This is a genomic window from Mesorhizobium sp. BHscii (assembly GCF_053848065.1).
Genome location: NZ_JBSPKW010000008.1, coordinates 58,782 through 76,608, shown reverse-complemented (window position 1 = coordinate 76,608; position 17,827 = coordinate 58,782). Strand labels below are relative to the sequence as shown.

Genomic DNA, 17,827 nt, shown 5'->3' with positions numbered 1-17,827 from the left:
ATGGCCCCCGGCCCGAAGACACGCTGGGTGCGTGTGCGACGCTAAAACCTTAGGGCGCTTCAGGCGCCTTGATTAGCGCCCGCTTCCCGATAGGACCTATCGGTCGGGGCCATGAATGGCAGCGACGCGAATGAACTGCCGCCGGTTCTTCCTTCATCGTCATCGCTCAGCCGGGTTCGCGCCACCGTTCGGGAAATTTGCGGGGCTCTCGGCAATCGCGATCGATTGAGTGTGTGCAGTTCGCTCGATTAGCCCGTATAATCCGCACAAACTTATGGGGTGGAGTGATAAATGCAGCGCGGACGAACCGATATGCTTCTGGCCTTCCTGGCGGTTGCGCGGGAGGGCAGCTTCACGCGCGCCGCTGCGCAGCTCGGGATTTCGCAGTCCACGCTCAGCCACACGATCCGCGATCTGGAAGAGCGCCTGGGCATTCGGCTGCTGACCCGAACGACCCGCAGCGTTTCACCTACGGAGGCCGGCGAGCGGCTGCTGCGCAATATCGGCCCGCGCTTTGAAGAGATCGAGGCCGAGGTCGAAGCATTGAGCGAATTGCGGGAGAAGCCCGCCGGCACCATTCGGCTCACGGCAAGCGATCACGCGTTCAACGCCGTCATCTGGCCGAAGCTGGCGAAGCTCCTGCCGGACTATCCCGACGTCACCGTCGAGGTCTTCCTCGACAACGCACTGACGGATATTGCTGCCGAACGGTTCGACGCGGGCGTGCGAATGGGAGAGCGTGTTGCAAAAGACATGATCGCGGTGCGCGTCGGACCGGACATCCGCTTCGCCGTCGTCGGGACGAAGTCGTATTTCGCCAAGCGGCCGGCGCCAACGACGCCGCAGGAGCTGACCGACCACGTTTGCATCAACCAGCGCTTTTCCATCAATGGGGGGCTTTGGGCGTGGGATTTCGAGCGCGACGGTCGCGAACTGAAGGTGCGGGTGGACGGCCAGATCGTCCTCAATGGCACCCTCGAGATTCTCGAAGCCGCGCTGGCTGGTTTCGGCCTCGCCTATGTGCCGGAGGATGTCGCGGAGCGTCATCTCGAGAGCGGACGCCTTGTGCGGGTGCTGGATGAGTGGTCACCGCCTTGGCCGGGCTATCACCTCTATTATCCAAGCCGCCGTCAAACCTCGCCCGCTTTCGCTCTGCTCGTTGATGCGCTCCGCTTCTCGGCATGAGGCTACGCGGTTGCGATGGCGAGCCGGGGACACGGTGTCGATGCCGAGAACACTGTGATCAGCGGGTTCACGCTCGGCCCGCCAACCAGCCCTGTTACGCCGCACCTAACCGCAACCTCATCGCGGCGTTGCCCCCGAGGTCACCGCCTCGCGCGGTGTCCAAAGGGCCCGGCTGATCGAAATGCACCTATAGCAGTTGCCCCACTAAGCCAGGGCCCTGAGGGCCTGGCGGCTCCCGGTCCTTAGGAGGCGGGGGATTACCTCTTCCGGGTCAGCGATGGCTGACAGATTCCCTTCCGGGATTTGCCTCGATTTCCTAGGTGACAAGCGCTTTGGCCTCCTAGGCTAAAGCCGTCCGGCTCAATCGTTCTGCGGGCGCAGGCCGAAGGTTGCGGGTTTCAAGCCATAACGCATGTCGAAATCGTCGTCGGGTTGGACGCGCGGGACGGGTGGCTTTCGGTAGTTGGGGTCACCGGCCTGTCGGGCGGAATCCACGACTTCGGCGAAGGCCATCGCCTGCTGTGGTTTTGGCACGTTGCGCAGCCTTTCGACTATCGCCACGAGGTCGACATCATTGCCGGTTTCGGACGGCAAGGCTTCCTCGCGCTTGGCCGTGCCTGGAATCAGGTCATCGGACATTTTCTCGAACTTCAGCCGCATGGTCGTTGCCACGCCCTCACCGAAGGCGATGGCTTCGCGCTGGCCCATCGAAGACAGGAATGCCAGCGTCGAGGCCGAGGAATCGGCGATCGCCGAGCGGATGATCGCCTGGTCCTGCTCGTTGGCAAGCCGCATAGCGAAAAAGGTCGAGCACTGCGACAGGATGGTGGGATCGAGCTCGCCCGGGCGCTGGGTGACGATGCCGAGATAACAGCCATATTTGCGGCCTTCCTTGGCGATGCGCGACAGCGCGTGTCGGGTCGGCGCAAAACCAAGGCGCGGATCGGCCGGCATATAGCGGTGTGCTTCCTCGCACAGCAAAAGCAGCCGCAGCCGGCCTTCGCTCCACAGCGCAAGGTCGAAGGCCAGGCGCGCCAGCACCGAACAGACGGAATTGACCACTTCCGACGGCATGCCGGCCATCTCGAAGCAGGTCACCGGGCGCCCGTGATGCGGCACGCGGAAAATATTGCCGATCGTCTCGTGGATGGTATCTTCGATCAGCCGCGAATTGAACATGAAGCGGTAGCGCGGATCCGAGGCTGCCGATTCGATGCGCGTCTTCAGCGATTTGAGGGTGGGGCGGTCGTTCTTGCTTTCCAGCAGTCCCATGCGCTCGTCGATCTGCTTGATAAGATCGACAACGCGATAGGGCACCGGGGTGTCGGCGGTCAGTGTATCGTTGCCACGCCTGAGATAGGTGCCGGAATTCGGGTTGCGATACAGGTTCTTGGCTGCGGGAATGAGATCGCGCAAAGCATCGACCTCTTCCGGCACGGTCTCGCGCCCGCGAAACAGCACTTCGGCAAATTCCTCGAGCTTGAACATCCAGAAGGGTAGGTCCAGCGTCGTCGAATCGACCCTGACGCAGTGCTCGGGCAAGGACGCGGCGAACTCGTTGTGCGGATCGAGGATGAGAACGCGCAGGTCGGGTCGAGCGGCGATCGATTTGCGCAAAAGCAGCGAGACGGCGGTGGATTTGCCGACGCCGGTGGTGCCCACAATGGCGAAATGGCGCGCCAGCGTGTCGTCAATGGCGATGTTGGCGTCGATCGCCTCATCCTGTGACAGCGTTCCGATGGTAATCGAATGACGTCCGGCGAGATCATAGACCGCCTGCAAGTCGCGGCTGCGGATGCGGTGGGCGATGGCGCCGATATGCGGATAGGTGGTGATACCGCGGTCGAAAATCGGTTTGGTGCCGGGCTCGGCGCCGTCGCGCACCTCGCCGATGAGCTCGATACTGACCTCGATTGGGTTCTGGCCCGCATTGCTCCAGGCGCGATCCGACTTGCCGATCTCGTAGACCAGGCCGACGGTTCGCGTGGCGCCAAGGTTGATGGAGATCATCTTGCCGACGCTCCAATGGCCGGTGACCGTGCCTTCGACATCGGCGGCATAGGCGCTGATGGTGGCGCGCGCGCCGTCGCACTGGACGACATTGCCCAGAATGCGCTTGTCGTTCTGCTCCGCCTTGCGGCGCTCCTGCAATGTCGGCTCTCCGACGGAGGCTTCGCGGTCGACGAACATGGACAGGCTGTTTCCCATTTCCCCAGGCGATCGACCTTACATCGACGGGGTTAAGGTCGGGTGAGGTCGGATGGTGTAAGAGCAATTAAGCCATTCGTGAAAATTGAATTTGATCGACGCCTTGCTCTAGGCCAGAATTTCGATATACCGGATGAATGACTGATATAGCGAACGACATCTCCTCGACCATCGGCAGGCGAATACGCTCCGAAAGAGCCTTGAGGGAGTGGTCGCTGGCGGAGCTCGCAGACCGGTCCGACGTGTCGAAAGCTATGCTAAGCACGATAGAGCGCGGCAAGACGAGCCCGACCGCAGCACTTCTCGTGCGGGTCGCCGCGGCCTTTGGCATGACGCTTTCCACCCTCATCGCGCGGGCCGAGCTGCAAGGCGGCGGGCTGCTTCGCGAAAGCGATCAACCGCTTTGGCGCGATCCCGCAACAGGCTATGTCAGGCGGCATCTTTCGCCGGTCTCGGATATGCCGCTCGAGCTGATCCGGGTTCAATTGCCGGCGGGAGCCAAGGTGAGCTTTCCGGCAGCGTCCTATGCCTTCATCAGACAACAGATATGGCTGATCTCCGGACGGCTGGAATTCACCGAGGGCGATATCGTGCACAGTCTCGAACCGGGTGACTGCCTGGCGCTTGGCGCGCCGTCGGATTGCAGCTTCCACGCCCCTGGACCGGACGCCGCCGACTATCTGGTCGCGCTGGCAAGGGGCTGAGCAATGGCGCGCCGTCCGAAACGTACCGACAATGGCGGCCCGCCTCTCGACGACTATGATGGCCCGCCATGGGGCGAGGGCGACGCCTACATCTTCCTTGCCTGGCAGGCGGCTCACGCCAAAGCCTGGAAAGCGCCAAACCGTGACGTCATGCTGATGCGGCTGGACAAGGCCGAGCGGCTGGGCCTGACCTATGAGGAATACACGCTCGAACTGCTGGAGCGGGGGCGCCATCTGCAGGAAGAAGACACCGAACGCATTGCCGAAATCCGTCGGGCCAGGAGGCGGAGGCGGTTCAGTCATTTCGGCTGATGGCAGGGCCGCATCTCGTGGCCCGACCGACGCTCACGCATTCACAGCCATTTTCATCTTATTCTAGGGATCTTGCACGCATGAGTTCCATCGAAATCAAGACTCTGACCCTGGCTGCGGAAACGCACGCAATGCTGGTCGATATGCTGATCGAGACGGTAGCGGCCGGTGGATCGGTCAGTTTCATGCATCCGCTGGCGCCGGACGCGGCAGGCGCCTTCTGGGGCAAGTCGCTTATGGCGGCTGAAAGGGGCGAAAGAGCGGTGCTCGGCGCCTGGGACGGTGAGGTTCTGGTCGGCACCGTTACCTTGCTGCTCGATTGTCCTCCCAACCAGCCGCACCGGGCCGAAATCGCCAAGCTGATGACTCGCGTCGATCATCGCGGCAAGGGCGTGGCAACCCGCCTGATGCGGGCGGCCGAGGATCTCGCGGTCGAGAAAGGCCGCGCGCTGCTGGTGCTGGACACGGCGGGAGAGGACGGCGCTTCCGGTCTCTATGAGAGGCTGGGATTCACCCTGGCCGGCGAAATACCGGACTATGCGTTGAAACCTCACGGCGGGCTGACCAGCACGCTTGTCTACTGGAAGCGTATCGGTATGTCGCCGCAGTAGTTCGTGCCGTTCAAGTCGGTGCTGCGCCGGAGAGGACAACTTGCTGTTGCGCTTGTTCCGATGTATTAGCCGCGCCCGACATGCGGCCCTTTTTTGCCGCACCGTACAGACTTTTGAAGGAGGCGACGATGAGATCTTGTTCACGCGTTTTGCGCCTTCGCGGCGCTCGGACGGGCTGACTCGCGCCATAGCAGGGTTTTCCAACTTCCTGACAATCTGAGAACGGCTATGCCGCGATGCGGGTCATCGCTGTACACGATTCGTCAAGCCGCAACGGCGCCGATGCTGCGTGGGTTCCATTAAAAACGGTGGGCGCTGAGAGCTCCCCGCCGACGATCGCGGCTGTCTGAAGATCTGAGATGCGCCTTTGCAACACCCGGTCAGGCCATTGTAAGCATTGGAAGAATGGCTCTTGCCTCGAGTTCGCTGTGAGCGTAGAGACGCCGCCCATTCCCAACCCATCATCCCCAGAGGAGACCTGTCAATGACCCGGCAATCCAGATCGACACATTCCGTGCCGGCGCTGGAATTGCGTGCGGCTGACAGGGGTCCAATTGGGAAGAACGGCCATGGCAAAGTCCATGATCCAGCGCAGGCAGGATGCCGAGCGCGAACGCATTGACGCATATAAGGCAACGCTGCGACGCGTTTCTCCCGTCCCGCGTCCCGCTCCGGATTTCGAGCAGGCGCTTGACGAGGCACGCCGAGGCCTTGCCGGCCTGGCGATCCGCGACGGCGCGTTGTGGCGCCCGAAGCTGAAGACGCGCGACCCTGCGCGGCTGCGGCTGGCGGCCGCTCGCCATCTCTATGCTCGCTATCCGGTCTCGGCCGCGCTCGAAGCCATCTGGCTGGATAGGTCGGGGCTGGATGGACAGGAGATCGCGCTTCGCATGGCTTGGTACGTGGCGGTCGCAGGTGGCAACTCGCTCTACATGGCAGGTGCCAATGCCTGGCTGTCCCGCAAAGAGGTGCATTGCTTCCTGAATGTGACCGGTGACTTCTCGTTCAACGAGGCTTTTTGGTTGGCGATTGCGCGGTCCTATACGGATGATCCGGGATTGGCGGCCCGACTTGCGCGGACGAAAATCGCGCGCACGCCGCGCGGGGAGCTGGTCTTCTGGCGCGAGGTGACGCGATTTTTCTGCGGGCATCCAGCGTCGAAGGAGGAGATCGATGACCTCTGCGACTACATCGATGCCATGCACGAGCGCGATGCAGGGTACAGCTTGAAGGGGCGCACACTGGCTTCGCTGCGTCGGCAGATGTTGGAATGGCACCGCGACATTGCCGCGATCGAACGCATCGAGGCAATGCGCCGCCGCGCTGCCGGCAGGGCTCCGCCAACTGCCGGATTGCAGTCGCAACGCCGTGCCTGGGACGGCTCGCTCCTCGAGGACTGGGAATGGCAGCCATCGGCCAAGGAGGCGAAGGCGCATGGCGAGCGTTTCTTCGTCCGCCAGCTGAAGACCGCCGAGGATCTGGTCGCCGAGAGCCGGGCGATGCATCATTGCGTCTCGATGTATGCAGCCAAATGCATCGCCGGCAACGCCTCGATCTGGGTGCTGCGACGCACGGCGCTCGGCAAGATCGAGCGGTTGCTGACGATTGAGCTCGACCCGCAAAACCGTGCGGTGCAGGTGCGCGGTTTCGGCAATCGTCTCGCCTCGCTGGACGAGCGCAAGATCGTCGAGCGCTGGGCCAAGGCGAGGGGTGTGGTGCTCAGGGCCTGAAACGGAAGACCCCGCGCGGTGGAAAACGCCGCGCGGGCTGTACGGTTGTGCCGATGTCGGGCGCAGTCGCTGACCGGCACGCTCATCTACTGGAAACGTATCGGTCAGTCTCGGTGACGGCTCCGCTGTCGCAGGTCCGGCTTGCTATCTCTTCTCTCCGGATATTCGGCTGGGCAAGTATCCCGGATGGCATCGCCGTGCAGATAGACAGTCAAGTACTGGTTCGAGTATCCTTCGGCCTCTCGCGGTGCTGCCTGTGTCCGTCCGAAGATGCGCCGAGCGCGCCTCGCCGCCTGAGCGACGCGAAGCAAACGATAGCTGTCACGAAGATTTCGTTGCATTGGACGGACCTGCCGAGCATTGCAAGCCAACAAGGAGCTATTCCATGTCCGATTTGATCGCCATCGTCTATCCAACCGAAGCCAAAGCGGAAGAGGTGCGCAAGCGGCTGTTCGAATTGCAGAAGGAATACCTGATCGAACTCAGCGATGCAGTGATCGCCGTGAAACAGGAGAGCGGCGACGTCAAGCTCAATCAACTCTTCAACCCAACTGCCGCTGGAGCGGTCTCCGGCAGCTTCTGGGGGCTCCTCGTCGGAATGATCTTCCTGATGCCGGTCGTAGGGGCGGCCGTTGGCGCGGCCTCGGGCGCACTTGGCGGCGCGCTGAGCGATTTCGGCATCAACGATAAGTTCATGAAGGATCTAGGGTCGAGCCTGCAGCCCGGCAGCGCGGCACTCTTCGTGCTGGTGCGCAAGATGACAGCCGACAAGGTGCTCGAGGATCTGAAGGGATCGGGCGGCACCGTGTTGAAAACATCGCTCGACCATACCAAGGAGCAGGCCCTGCGAGATGCGCTGGCAGCCACACAGAGCCAGCCGGTATCCGCACCCGACGCACCTGCCGCCTGATTATAGAGGGAGGCGCGGCATTCACCGCGCCTCCCTCTATGCCTTATCCCGCCTGCTATCCTTTATGATGGACCTGCTGCAGCCCGTAGACCGGCGTTGCGATGCCTTCGTGCCGTGCCTTCAACTGCAGCGACAGGAACTGCGAATAGTGGCGTGACTGGTGCAGATTGCCGCCGTGGAACCAGAGCGCTTCCTGTTGTGTCGGCTTCCACATGTTGCGCTGTTCGCCCTCCCAGGGGCCGGGGTCCTTGGTGGTGTTCGAGCCGAGACCCCAGCACTTCCCGACTTTGTCGGCGACTTCTTTCGAGATCAGCTCCGCCGCCCAGCCGTTCATCGAACCGTAGCCGGTGGCGTAGACGACGACATCGGCCGACAGCTCGGTGCCGTCGCTGAGCAGGACCGAATGTTCCTTGATCTCGGTCACGTCGACGCCGCTTTTCAGCTTGATGGCGCCGTCGATGATCAGCTGGGAGGCGCCGATGTCGATGTAGTAGCCGGAACCGCGCCTGAGATATTTCATGAATAGGCCCGAACCGTCGTCGCCCCAGTCGAGCATGAAGCCGGCCCTTTCCAGGCCCTCATAGAAGGCGGCATCGCGCTTCTTCATCTTTTCGTAGAGCGGGATCTGGAACTCGTGCAGGATCTTGTAGGGCAGGGAGGCGAAGATGAGGTCGGCCTTGGCCGTGGTCATGCCGTTTTGCACGGCCTGCTCCGAATAGAGCGCGCCGAGCCCGACATCCATCAGCGTGTCGGATTTGACGATATGCGTGGTCGAGCGCTGCACCATGGTGACGTCGACGCCGGCTTCCCAGAGTGCGGCGCAGATATCGTGCGCGGAATTGTTCGAACCGATGACGACGACCTTCTTGCCAACGTAGCTGTCCGGACCGGGATGTTTCGCAGAATGGTGCTGATCACCCTTGAAATTCTCCATGCCCTTGAACTTCGGGATGTTGGGCCGGCCCGACATGCCGGTGGCCAGCACCAGCTGCTTCGGCTTCAGCGTTATGTCCTTGCCACCGCGATGGACGACGACCGTCCACTCCTTTTTCTCGTCGTCATAGGCGGCGCTCTTGGCCTCCGTGGAGGACCAGTAGTTCAGCTCCATGACCTTGGTGTACATTTCCAGCCAGTCGCCGATCTTGTCCTTGGGCGAGAAGACCGGCCAGTTCCTGGGGAAGTCGATATAGGGCAGATGATCGTACCAGACCGGGTCGTGCAGGCAGAGCGACTTGTAGCGCCTGCGCCATGAATCGCCGGCACGCTCGTTCTTCTCGACGATGATGGTCGGCACGCCGAGCTGCCTCAGCCGGGCACCGAGCGCGATGCCGCCCTGGCCGCCGCCGATGATCAGCGTGTAGGGCTGACTGACAAAGCCAAGTTCGGCGGCTTCTTTCTCACGCTCCTCTTTCCAGGTCGGCCGGTTTTTTCCGTGACCATGCTTGGCGCCCAACGGCCGGGCGAAGCCGGCGGGTTCCTCATGACCCTTCAACTCGACCATAGTGGTGAGGAGCGTCCAGATCTTGCCGTTCTTCAACCTGATATGGCCGAAGCCGCGCGCAACCTCCGTTTCGAAGCTGATCCAACCTTCGAGCAGCCCGTCGCTCTCTTTGGCCTCTTCGCCTTTCGCAAGCGCCCAGTTCGAAGGTTTCGTCTTCGCCAACTGGCTCGTCAGCATGTCGTGCACCTGCTCGCGACCTTCCGTGGTCTTGATATTCCAGGTGAAGGTCACCAGGTCGCGCCAGTAGCAGTCTTCCTGAAAGCACCCGACCGCCTTGTCGATGTCGCCGGCGGCAAGCGCTGCGCCGAATTGGTCGAGCAGGTCGGACAGTTTCTTGCCTGGGGCCTTGTCGAGCATCAAATTTCCTCCCGTGAAGTCCTGGTCGTCATCGTGGCTATGCCGGACCCTCCCAGCCCGGTTGACCGGAGTATCGCGGCAAACTGTGCGCCGCGTCACGTCGTCAAATAGTTTGGCGTGGTTTCAATGGCTTATCGGGACGATCGTGAACTCTGGTCCTGCCGGCGATCGTACCGGAACGGTGCCTTGTGGCGGAACCAACTGGCTCAATGCGATGATCGTCAACCGGCCGTCCGATATGACCAACGGGTTCAAACCCTTTTGGCGTCGTGCACATTCGCCGTTGACAGCGGCGCAAAACCAATTCTATTGTCCGCCACCATGAAAACGGCACTCATTCTCGTAGTAGGAAAGCGCGTGGGCAAGGCGGTGTAACCGCCGGGCGAAAACCTCCCATGCGCAAGACACAGGCTCCCTCGGGGGCCTTTTTTATTGCCCGAAACACGACTAAACGACCAGCAATCGCCGCATGGCGGACAGTACGGGACCAGACCGATGAGCAGTGGACAGAACGAGCGGCGCGAAATGACCGGTGCCGAAATGGTGGTGCAGGCGCTGAAGGATAACGGCGTCAAACATGTTTTCGGCTATCCGGGCGGCGCGGTTCTCCCGATCTATGATGAAATCTTCCAACAGGACGAGGTCGAGCACATCCTCGTCCGTCACGAGCAAGGCGCGGGTCATGCGGCGGAGGGCTATGCGCGCTCGACCGGCAAGGCCGGCGTCATGCTGGTGACATCGGGGCCGGGCGCCACCAACGCGGTGACGCCCTTGCAGGATGCGCTGATGGATTCGATCCCGCTGGTCTGCCTGACCGGTCAGGTACCGACCTCGCTGATCGGCTCGGACGCGTTCCAGGAGTGCGACACGATCGGCATCACGCGCCCCTGCACCAAACACAATTGGCTGGTGAAGGACGTCAACGAGCTCGCGGCAATCATCCACGAGGCCTTCCACGTCGCAACGACAGGACGTCCCGGTCCGGTCGTCGTCGATATTCCGAAGGACGTGCAGTTCGCCAAGGGCATCTACGTGCCGCCACAGACGGCGCCGCGCACGAGCTATCACCCTAAGGTCCAGGGCGACCTGGAAAAGATCAAGGCGGCGGTCGAATTGATGGCCAACGCGAAAAGGCCGATCCTCTATACGGGCGGCGGTGTCATCAATTCCGGCCCGGAAGCCAGCCATTTGCTGCGCGAACTGGTCGATCTGACCGGCTTCCCGATCACCTCGACGCTGATGGGCCTTGGCGCCTATCCGGCGTCGGGCAAGAACTGGATGGGCATGCTCGGCATGCACGGCACCTATGAAGCCAATATGGCGATGCATGATTGCGACGTCATGGTCTGCATCGGCGCGCGCTTCGACGATCGTATCACCGGTCGGCTCACCGCGTTCTCGCCGAACTCGAAGAAGATCCATATCGACATCGATCCATCGTCGATCAACAAGAACGTCCACACCGATGTGCCCATCATCGGCGATGTCGGCCGGGTGCTGGAGGATCTGGTGCGGCTGTGGCGGGCGACCGCCAAAGCCGACAAGAAGGCGCTCCACCCGTGGTGGGAGCAGATCGCGAAATGGCGGGCGCGGGATTCGCTTGCCTACAAGATGAACCACGACGTGATCATGCCGCAATATGCCGTCCAGCGGCTCTACGCGCTGACCAAGGACATGGACACCTACATCACCACCGAGGTCGGCCAGCACCAGATGTGGGCGGCGCAGCACTACCATTTCGAGAAGCCGAACCGCTGGATGACCTCCGGTGGGCTCGGCACGATGGGCTACGGCCTGCCGGCGGCGCTCGGCGTCCAGATCGCGCACCCGGATGCGCTGGTCATCGACATTGCTGGCGACGCCTCGGTGCAGATGACGATGCAGGAGATGAGTGCCGCGGTGCAGCACGAAGCGCCGATCAAGATCTTCATCCTCAACAACCAGTATATGGGCATGGTGCGGCAGTGGCAGCAGCTTCTGCACGGCAACCGGCTGTCGCATTCCTACACCGAAGCGATGCCGGATTTCGTCAAGCTTGCCGAAGCCTATGGCGGCCACGGCATCCGCTGCGAGAAGCCGGACGAGCTGGACGACGCGATCAAGGAGATGATTTCGGTGAAGAAGCCGGTGATCTTCGATTGCCGGGTGGCGACACTTGCCAACTGCTTCCCGATGATCCCGTCGGGCAAGGCGCACAACGAGATGCTTCTGCCGGATGAGGCGACCGACGAGGCGGTGGCCAACGCCATCGACGCCAAGGGCAGGGAACTGGTGTAACTGTCAGCCGGGGCAGGGCTGTCGGAAGAAGCCGTGCGGAAACAGAGAATTGGCTCAAAAGTTTGAAATCGAGATTCATGTCATGAACGCACAGCTTCAACCGACCGGCTCCGCCTACTTCATCGCCAAGGAAACGGAAAAGCCGGAGACTCACACGCTTTCCGTGCTGGTCGACAACGAGCCGGGCGTGCTGGCCCGGGTCATCGGCCTGTTTTCCGGACGCGGCTACAACATCGAGAGCCTGACGGTCTCCGAAACCGAACATGAAAAGCATCTGTCGCGCATCACCATCGTAACGCGGGGTACGCCGCATGTGCTGGAGCAGATCAAGCATCAGCTCGAGCGCATCGTGCCGGTGCACCGTGTCGTCGATCTCACCGTGCGCTCGCATGAACTCGGCCAGGACCGGCCGCTGGAGCGGGAGCTCGCGCTGGTGAAAGTGGCCGGCACCGGCGAAGGTCGCGTCGAGGCGCTGAGGCTGGCCGATGCCTTCCGCGCTAGCGTCATCGACGCCAATACCGAGCATTTCATCTTCGAGATCACCGGCAAGGGCTCCAAGATCGACCAGTTCATCGCCATCATGAAACCGCTCGGCCTGGTCGAGATCTGCCGGACCGGCGTGGCGGCGATGAATCGCGGCCCGCAAGGGATGTAAACCGTCCGGCGCTATGGCTCCAACGCGCTGGCGCCGCCTACACCTGTCTGTTGCTTTTGGTGCTGATCCTCTGGGCCGGCTGCCGGCGCGGGGTGGCCTTTGTGCGCCTGAACCAAAAAGACAATATTGCTGACCTGCTTGGGAAGAAGCCATGACCCTCGATGCATTTCTTGCCCTGCTGGTCTATGCCTTCGTGACTTCGATCACGCCGGGCCCGAACAACTTCATGCTTTTGGCTTCCGGCGTGAATTTCGGTTTTGCCAAAACCATTCCGCACATGCTGGGCATCAGCATCGGCTTTCTCGTGCTGCTGCTGGCCGTCGGCTTCGGTCTCGGCGCCGTGCTGACTGCGTTTCCGGCGCTGCACACCGGGTTGAAGGTCGCTGGCGGCGTCTACCTGCTCTATCTCGCCTGGAAGATCGCCATGTCGCGTTCGCTCAGCGGCAAGGGCGAGGCCAATGCGCGCCCGATGCGTTTCATCGATGCGGCAGCGTTCCAGTGGGTCAATCCCAAGGCTTGGGTGATGGCTATCACTGCCATGGCCGTCTATGCCATTCCGGAGCATCCGTTTCTGTCGGTGGCGTTGATCTCGATAGCCTTCACCGTCGTCAACCTGCCGAGTGTTTCGGTGTGGGCAGGTTTCGGCATGGCGCTGCGCGGTTATCTGTCGGATCCGGTACGGCTGAAATGGTTCAACATCGCCATGGGCGTTCTGCTGGCGGCGACGCTGTGGCCGATGCTTCGGTAGCTGCCTTTTATTGTGCACTGCACATTAAATCTTCGTAATGCCGGGTTTTGGCACTTTTTCGCCTTCGGCGCCTGCTATCTTACTTGGTGAAAACCGCGGCACTAGGCTGCGAGTTACGTCAAGATATGACCACCGAACCACGGCGTGTCGGATAGAAGGCTTTTGACAATGCGTGGGAAGATCGTGCTTGCGGTGCTTGCGGCCGCCTGCCTTGTCGCAGCCGGGCTCTACCTTTCGCCCGCGGCAACGGACAAGGTCCGGCAGATGCTGTCAGCGGGGGAGGCGGCTCCTGACAAACCGGCGGCCGCCGCAAATGCCGCACGTTCGACCTCGGTGGTTGCCGCCACCGCTTCGACGGCCGACTTCCCGATCCGGCGCTACGCCATCGGCTTCGTATCCTCCCCCGCCGTGGTCAGCGTGAACGCACGGATCTCGAGCCAGATCACATCGATCGCCGTCAAGGACGGGCAGATGGTGAGGGCTGGCGACCTTCTGTTCTCGCTGGACGACCGCTCACTGAAGGCGCAACAGGCCCGTGACCAGGCGACGCTCGCCAAGGACGAGGCGCTGCTTGCCAGTGCCACGGCCGATCTTGAGCGCGCCAAGAACCTTGTCGCCAGGCAGGCTGGCACGCAGCAAACCTATGATCAGGCAATCGCCGCGCAGAAGTCCGCTGCGGCCACAGTCGATGCCGACAAGGCGTCGCTCGATGCCGACGCTGTCCAACTCGGCTTTGCCACGATCACGGCGCCGATTTCCGGCAGGCTGGGCGCGGTCAACGTCGCGATCGGCGATCTCGTCACCACCAGCAACGGCAACAGCACGTCGACCCCGCTGGTGACCATCACCCAGGTGGACCCGTTGCAGGTGAACTTCACTCATCCGGAAAGCGATCTTGCCTTGCTGCACAAGGCGCTGACGGAGCCAAGGGAAGGCGCAGTCACGCTGACCAGGGACGGCGATCCGACGCCGATCGGCAAGGGGACCCTCGATTTCGTCGATTCCAGCGTCGACACAGCCTCCGGCACGATCGCAACGCGTGCCCGCGTGCCCAATGCCGATCTTTCGCTGTGGCCGGGCCAATATGTGAATGTCGTTCTCGATGCCGGCATCATGCCGCAAATGACCTCCGTTCCCACGGTTGCGGTCCAGCCCAGCCAGAAGGGACCGTTCGTCTATGTGATCAAGCCTGACGAGACGGTGGAGATGCGGCCCGTGCAGGTCGCGCTGACCGAAGGCGACAGCAGCGCTATCGGCGAGGGGCTGAAAAGCGGCGAACGTGTCGTCGTCGAGGGCCAGGCAAAGCTGAAGAACGGTTCGCCGATCCGCGAAGCCGAGGTCGGAACCGGCGATCAGGCGTCTCCAAGGGTTGCGGAGGCTGGCAAGGCGGCCGGGACGCGCCCATGATCTCCGAATTCTGCATCCGCAGGCCCGTCGCCACCCTGCTCATGGCCTTTGCCCTCGTGCTGGGCGGGCTGTTCGCTTACAAGTTCCTGCCAGTGGCCGCTCTGCCGAGCGCCGAGTTTCCGGTTGTCAACGTCTCGGCCTCGCTGCCCGGCGCCTCGCCGGAAACCATGGCGACCTCGGTGGCAACGCCGCTGATCAAGCAGTTCGCCACCATCGCCGGCATCGATTCGATCTCGACCACGAATTCGCTTGGCTCCACCTCGATCGCCATCCAGTTCGTGCTCAATCGCGACATCGACGCCGCGGCGGCCGACGTGCAGGCGGCGATCGCGCGAACGCAGCGGCAATTGCCGCCCGAGATGACCAGCCCGCCGAGCTACCGCAAGGTCAATCCGGCCGATGCGCCGATCCTCCTGATGTCGCTGGTCAGCGACACGGTTCCGCTGACCGATCTCGATGCCTTTGCCGAGAATGTGATCTCGCCGTCGCTGTCGACGATCGAAGGCGTGGCGCAGGTCTCGATCTTCGGGCAGCAGAAATACGCCGTGCGCGTCCAGATCGATCCGACGGCGCTCGCCGCACGCGGCATCTCGATCGACCAGCTGCAGACGGCGATCGCCTCGGCCAACAGCAACACGCCGCTCGGCGTGCTGCAAAACGACAAGCAGCAGCTGACGATCACCGCCAATACGCAGCTGAACAACGCGGCGGGATTTTCCAACATCATTATAGCCACCAGGAACGGCCGTCCGGTGCGGCTCGGCGAGGTGACCCGCGTCATCGATTCGGTCGAGACCACGACGACGGCAAGCTGGTACGACGGCACCCGCGCGATCATCATGGCGGTGCAGCGCCAGCCCGATGCCAACACCGTCGACGTCGTTGACCGCGTCAAGGCGATGCTGCCGTCCTTCCAGGATCAAATGCCGGCGGCGGCCAGTATCCAGTTGCTCAACGACCGCTCGACTTCGATCCGCGAGGCGGTCGACGACGTGCAGTTCACGCTGCTGCTCACCATCGCACTGGTGGTGATGGTGATCTTCCTGTTCCTGCGCCGGGTAACGGCGACAATCATCCCGGCGGTGGCGGTGCCGATCTCGCTGATCGCCACGCTCGGCGCCATGTTCCTGTTCGGCTTTTCCATCGACAACATATCGCTGATGGGGCTGACGCTGGCGGTCGGCCTTGTCGTCGACGATGCGATCGTCATGCTGGAGAACATCTTCCGCCACATGGAGGAGGATGGGCTCCCGGCCCTCGACGCGGCGCTCAAAGGTGCGCGGGAAATCGGCTTCACCATCATTTCGATCTCGATCTCGCTGGTGGCGGTGTTCATCCCCGTGCTTTTGATGGGCGGAGTGATCGGCCGCATTTTCAACGAGTTCGCGGTGGTGGTGACAGTCGCCATCCTGGCGTCGATGTTCGTGTCGCTGACACTGACGCCGATGCTGTGCTCGCGGCTTTTATCGGTGTCGAAGGCCGAGCGCGAAGCAGCGCAGGGCGGAGGTCACAGGCACAATTTCTTCATGCGAGGCTATGACTGGCTGCTGACCTTCTGCCTGCGGCACAGTTTCCTGGTTTTTCTCGTCTTTATCGGAACGGCCGCACTGTCGGTCTGGCTGATCCAGACCTCGCCGAAGGGTTTTTTCCCGCAGGAGGATATCGGCCAGATTTCGGTGACGACCACGGCGCGCCAGGACATTTCGTTCGACGCCATGGTGAAGCTGCAGGGGCAAGTGGCTGATGTCTTCACCCATTCACCCTATGTCTCGCATGTAGGGTGGTCGGTAGGCGGCGGAGACAACGCGCTCAACCAGGGCCGGCTCTATGTGCAATTGAAGGACAAGGACCAGCGCCCCGATATCGACAAGGTGCTCTCGGATCTGCGGTGGCAGCTGGCCAATGTTCCCGGCATCGAAACTTTCATGCAGCCGGTGCAGAATCTGCGGCTCGGCGCGCGCGCTTCGGCCAGCGCCTATCAGCTCGTCGTGCAGGGCCTCGACATCGGCGCGGCCGACAGCTGGGCGCAGAAGCTCACCGACGCGATGGCCGCGGATCACGCAGCCTTCACAGACGTCACCAATGATTTGCAGAATAACGCCTTGCAGGCGTCTTTGGTGGTCGACCGCGACAAGGCGGCGACGCTCGGCATCGACACCGATACGCTGCGCTCCAGCCTCTATGGCGGTTTCGGCACCGAGCAAGTGTCGACCATCTTCGGTTCGGCCGACAGCTATGAGGTGATCATGGAGCTCGACCCGAGGATCGAGTGGTCGCCAGAAAGGATGCTGGCGATCAAGGTGAGGACGGCCAGCGGCAGCTTGGTGCCGCTCGGCGCTTTCGCCAGTGTCGATCGGACCGCCGGCGCCTTGACCGTCAATCAGCTCGGCCAGCTTCCGGCGGTGACCATCTCCTATAACCTGCCGCAGGGCGTCGCGCTCGGTGACAGCGTGACCCACATCAATGCGCTGAAGGAAAAGATCGGCATGCCGGCGACGATCTCGACCACTTTTTCGGGCACGGCGAAAACGTTCCAGGATTCGCTTGCCAACCAGGGCCTGCTGATCGGCGGCGCGATCCTGACCATCTACATCGTCCTCGGCATCCTCTACGAGAGCTTCATCCATCCCCTCACCATCCTGACCGGACTGCCGTCGGCCGTGCTCGGCGCACTGGTGGCGTTGCGGCTTACGGGCATGGACCTATCGGTGATCGCGGTCATCGGCATCCTGATGCTGATCGGCATCGTCAAGAAGAACGGCATCATGATGATCGACGTTGCGCTCGAACTCAGGCGCGAGGGGATGTCGCCGCTCGATTCCATCCACAAGGCCTGCCTGATGCGCGTTCGTCCGATCATGATGACGACGCTGGCGGCGCTGATGGGCACGATCCCGATCGCGCTCGGGACCGGCGCCAGCGCGGAACTGCGCCAGCCGCTCGGCGTTGCGGTGGTCGGCGGCCTGGTCGCTTCACAAGCGCTGACGCTGTTTGTCACGCCGGTCATCTATGTCTACATGGAGCATTTTTCCGGCTGGCTTCTCGGGCTGTGGCCGCAGCGTCGGGACGAGCAGCTACCGGTCGAAACCGTCGACCAGCCGTCGCTGTTCGAGGGCGGAGAAGAGTTGCAGGGCGAGCCGCAAAAGGCGGCTGCAGAGTAAAGCCGATGGGTTTCACTGGCCCAAGCGGTGGCGCTTGCCGCCGGCGGCTCGCGATCGTAAT

At 62.3% G+C, this 17,827-nt stretch carries 13 protein-coding genes; 11 read left to right on the top strand and 2 right to left on the bottom strand.

Going from position 1 to position 17,827, the window contains the following annotated elements; all coding sequences use genetic code 11:
- Positions 1 to 291: 291 nt before the first annotated feature.
- Complete coding sequence (locus tag ACWTU7_RS13635) at positions 292 to 1,185, top strand: LysR family transcriptional regulator (protein ID WP_455840358.1); 894 nt, start codon at positions 292 to 294, stop codon at positions 1,183 to 1,185.
- 360 nt (positions 1,186 to 1,545) lie between these two features.
- Here ACWTU7_RS13635 and ACWTU7_RS13630 read toward each other — a convergent pair whose 3' ends face one another.
- The gene (locus ACWTU7_RS13630) at positions 1,546 to 3,375 is read right to left on the bottom strand and encodes an ATP-binding protein (protein ID WP_455840359.1); all 1,830 of its coding nucleotides are present in this window, start codon (positions 3,373 to 3,375) and stop codon (positions 1,546 to 1,548) included.
- A gap of 155 nt (positions 3,376 to 3,530) precedes the next feature.
- Between ACWTU7_RS13630 and ACWTU7_RS13625 the strand changes: the two genes are divergently transcribed.
- The 5 genes from ACWTU7_RS13625 to ACWTU7_RS13605 all read left to right on the top strand — a co-directional run bounded on the left by ACWTU7_RS13625 (position 3,531) and on the right by ACWTU7_RS13605 (position 7,660).
- Entirely contained in the window at positions 3,531 to 4,097 is a 567-nt protein-coding gene (locus tag ACWTU7_RS13625; protein WP_455840360.1) for a helix-turn-helix domain-containing protein, read from the top strand.
- Positions 4,098 to 4,100: 3 nt separating this feature from the next.
- Positions 4,101 to 4,409: a hypothetical protein gene (locus ACWTU7_RS13620; protein WP_455840361.1), complete on the top strand. Its 309-nt coding sequence runs from the start codon at positions 4,101 to 4,103 to the stop codon at positions 4,407 to 4,409.
- A gap of 80 nt (positions 4,410 to 4,489) precedes the next feature.
- Entirely contained in the window at positions 4,490 to 5,020 is a 531-nt protein-coding gene (locus ACWTU7_RS13615; protein WP_455840362.1) for a GNAT family N-acetyltransferase, read from the top strand.
- A 569-nt stretch (positions 5,021 to 5,589) separates the two neighbouring features.
- Positions 5,590 to 6,750 carry a PcfJ domain-containing protein gene (locus ACWTU7_RS13610; protein WP_455840363.1) on the top strand — a complete coding sequence of 387 codons (1,161 nt, stop codon included), beginning with the start codon at positions 5,590 to 5,592 and terminating at the stop codon, positions 6,748 to 6,750.
- 385 nt (positions 6,751 to 7,135) lie between these two features.
- On the top strand, positions 7,136 to 7,660 hold the full coding sequence (locus ACWTU7_RS13605) for a DUF1269 domain-containing protein (RefSeq protein ID WP_455840364.1): 525 nt from the start codon (positions 7,136 to 7,138) through the stop codon (positions 7,658 to 7,660).
- 55 nt (positions 7,661 to 7,715) lie between these two features.
- Here ACWTU7_RS13605 and ACWTU7_RS13600 read toward each other — a convergent pair whose 3' ends face one another.
- Complete coding sequence (locus tag ACWTU7_RS13600; RefSeq protein WP_455840365.1) at positions 7,716 to 9,518, bottom strand: NAD(P)-binding domain-containing protein; 1,803 nt, start codon at positions 9,516 to 9,518, stop codon at positions 7,716 to 7,718.
- 495 nt (positions 9,519 to 10,013) lie between these two features.
- On the opposite strand from ACWTU7_RS13600, the gene ACWTU7_RS13595 reads away from it, so the two are divergent.
- The 5 genes from ACWTU7_RS13595 (at position 10,014) to ACWTU7_RS13575 (ending at position 17,766) form a co-directional block, all read left to right on the top strand.
- Positions 10,014 to 11,795: an acetolactate synthase 3 large subunit gene (locus ACWTU7_RS13595; RefSeq protein ID WP_455840366.1), complete on the top strand. Its 1,782-nt coding sequence runs from the start codon at positions 10,014 to 10,016 to the stop codon at positions 11,793 to 11,795.
- Between the two features lie 82 nt (positions 11,796 to 11,877).
- Complete coding sequence (gene ilvN, locus ACWTU7_RS13590) at positions 11,878 to 12,450, top strand: acetolactate synthase small subunit (protein ID WP_029351349.1); 573 nt, start codon at positions 11,878 to 11,880, stop codon at positions 12,448 to 12,450.
- Positions 12,451 to 12,601: 151 nt separating this feature from the next.
- Positions 12,602 to 13,198 carry a LysE family translocator gene (locus ACWTU7_RS13585; protein ID WP_455840367.1) on the top strand — a complete coding sequence of 199 codons (597 nt, stop codon included), beginning with the start codon at positions 12,602 to 12,604 and terminating at the stop codon, positions 13,196 to 13,198.
- Positions 13,199 to 13,366: 168 nt separating this feature from the next.
- Positions 13,367 to 14,605 (top strand): efflux RND transporter periplasmic adaptor subunit, encoded by a 1,239-nt coding sequence (locus tag ACWTU7_RS13580; protein ID WP_455840368.1) that lies wholly within the window; start codon positions 13,367 to 13,369, stop codon positions 14,603 to 14,605.
- On the top strand, positions 14,602 to 17,766 hold the full coding sequence (locus ACWTU7_RS13575; RefSeq protein ID WP_455840369.1) for an efflux RND transporter permease subunit: 3,165 nt from the start codon (positions 14,602 to 14,604) through the stop codon (positions 17,764 to 17,766). Before ACWTU7_RS13580 ends, ACWTU7_RS13575 begins: the two co-directional genes overlap by 4 nt.
- The last annotated feature ends 61 nt before the right edge of the window (positions 17,767 to 17,827 follow it).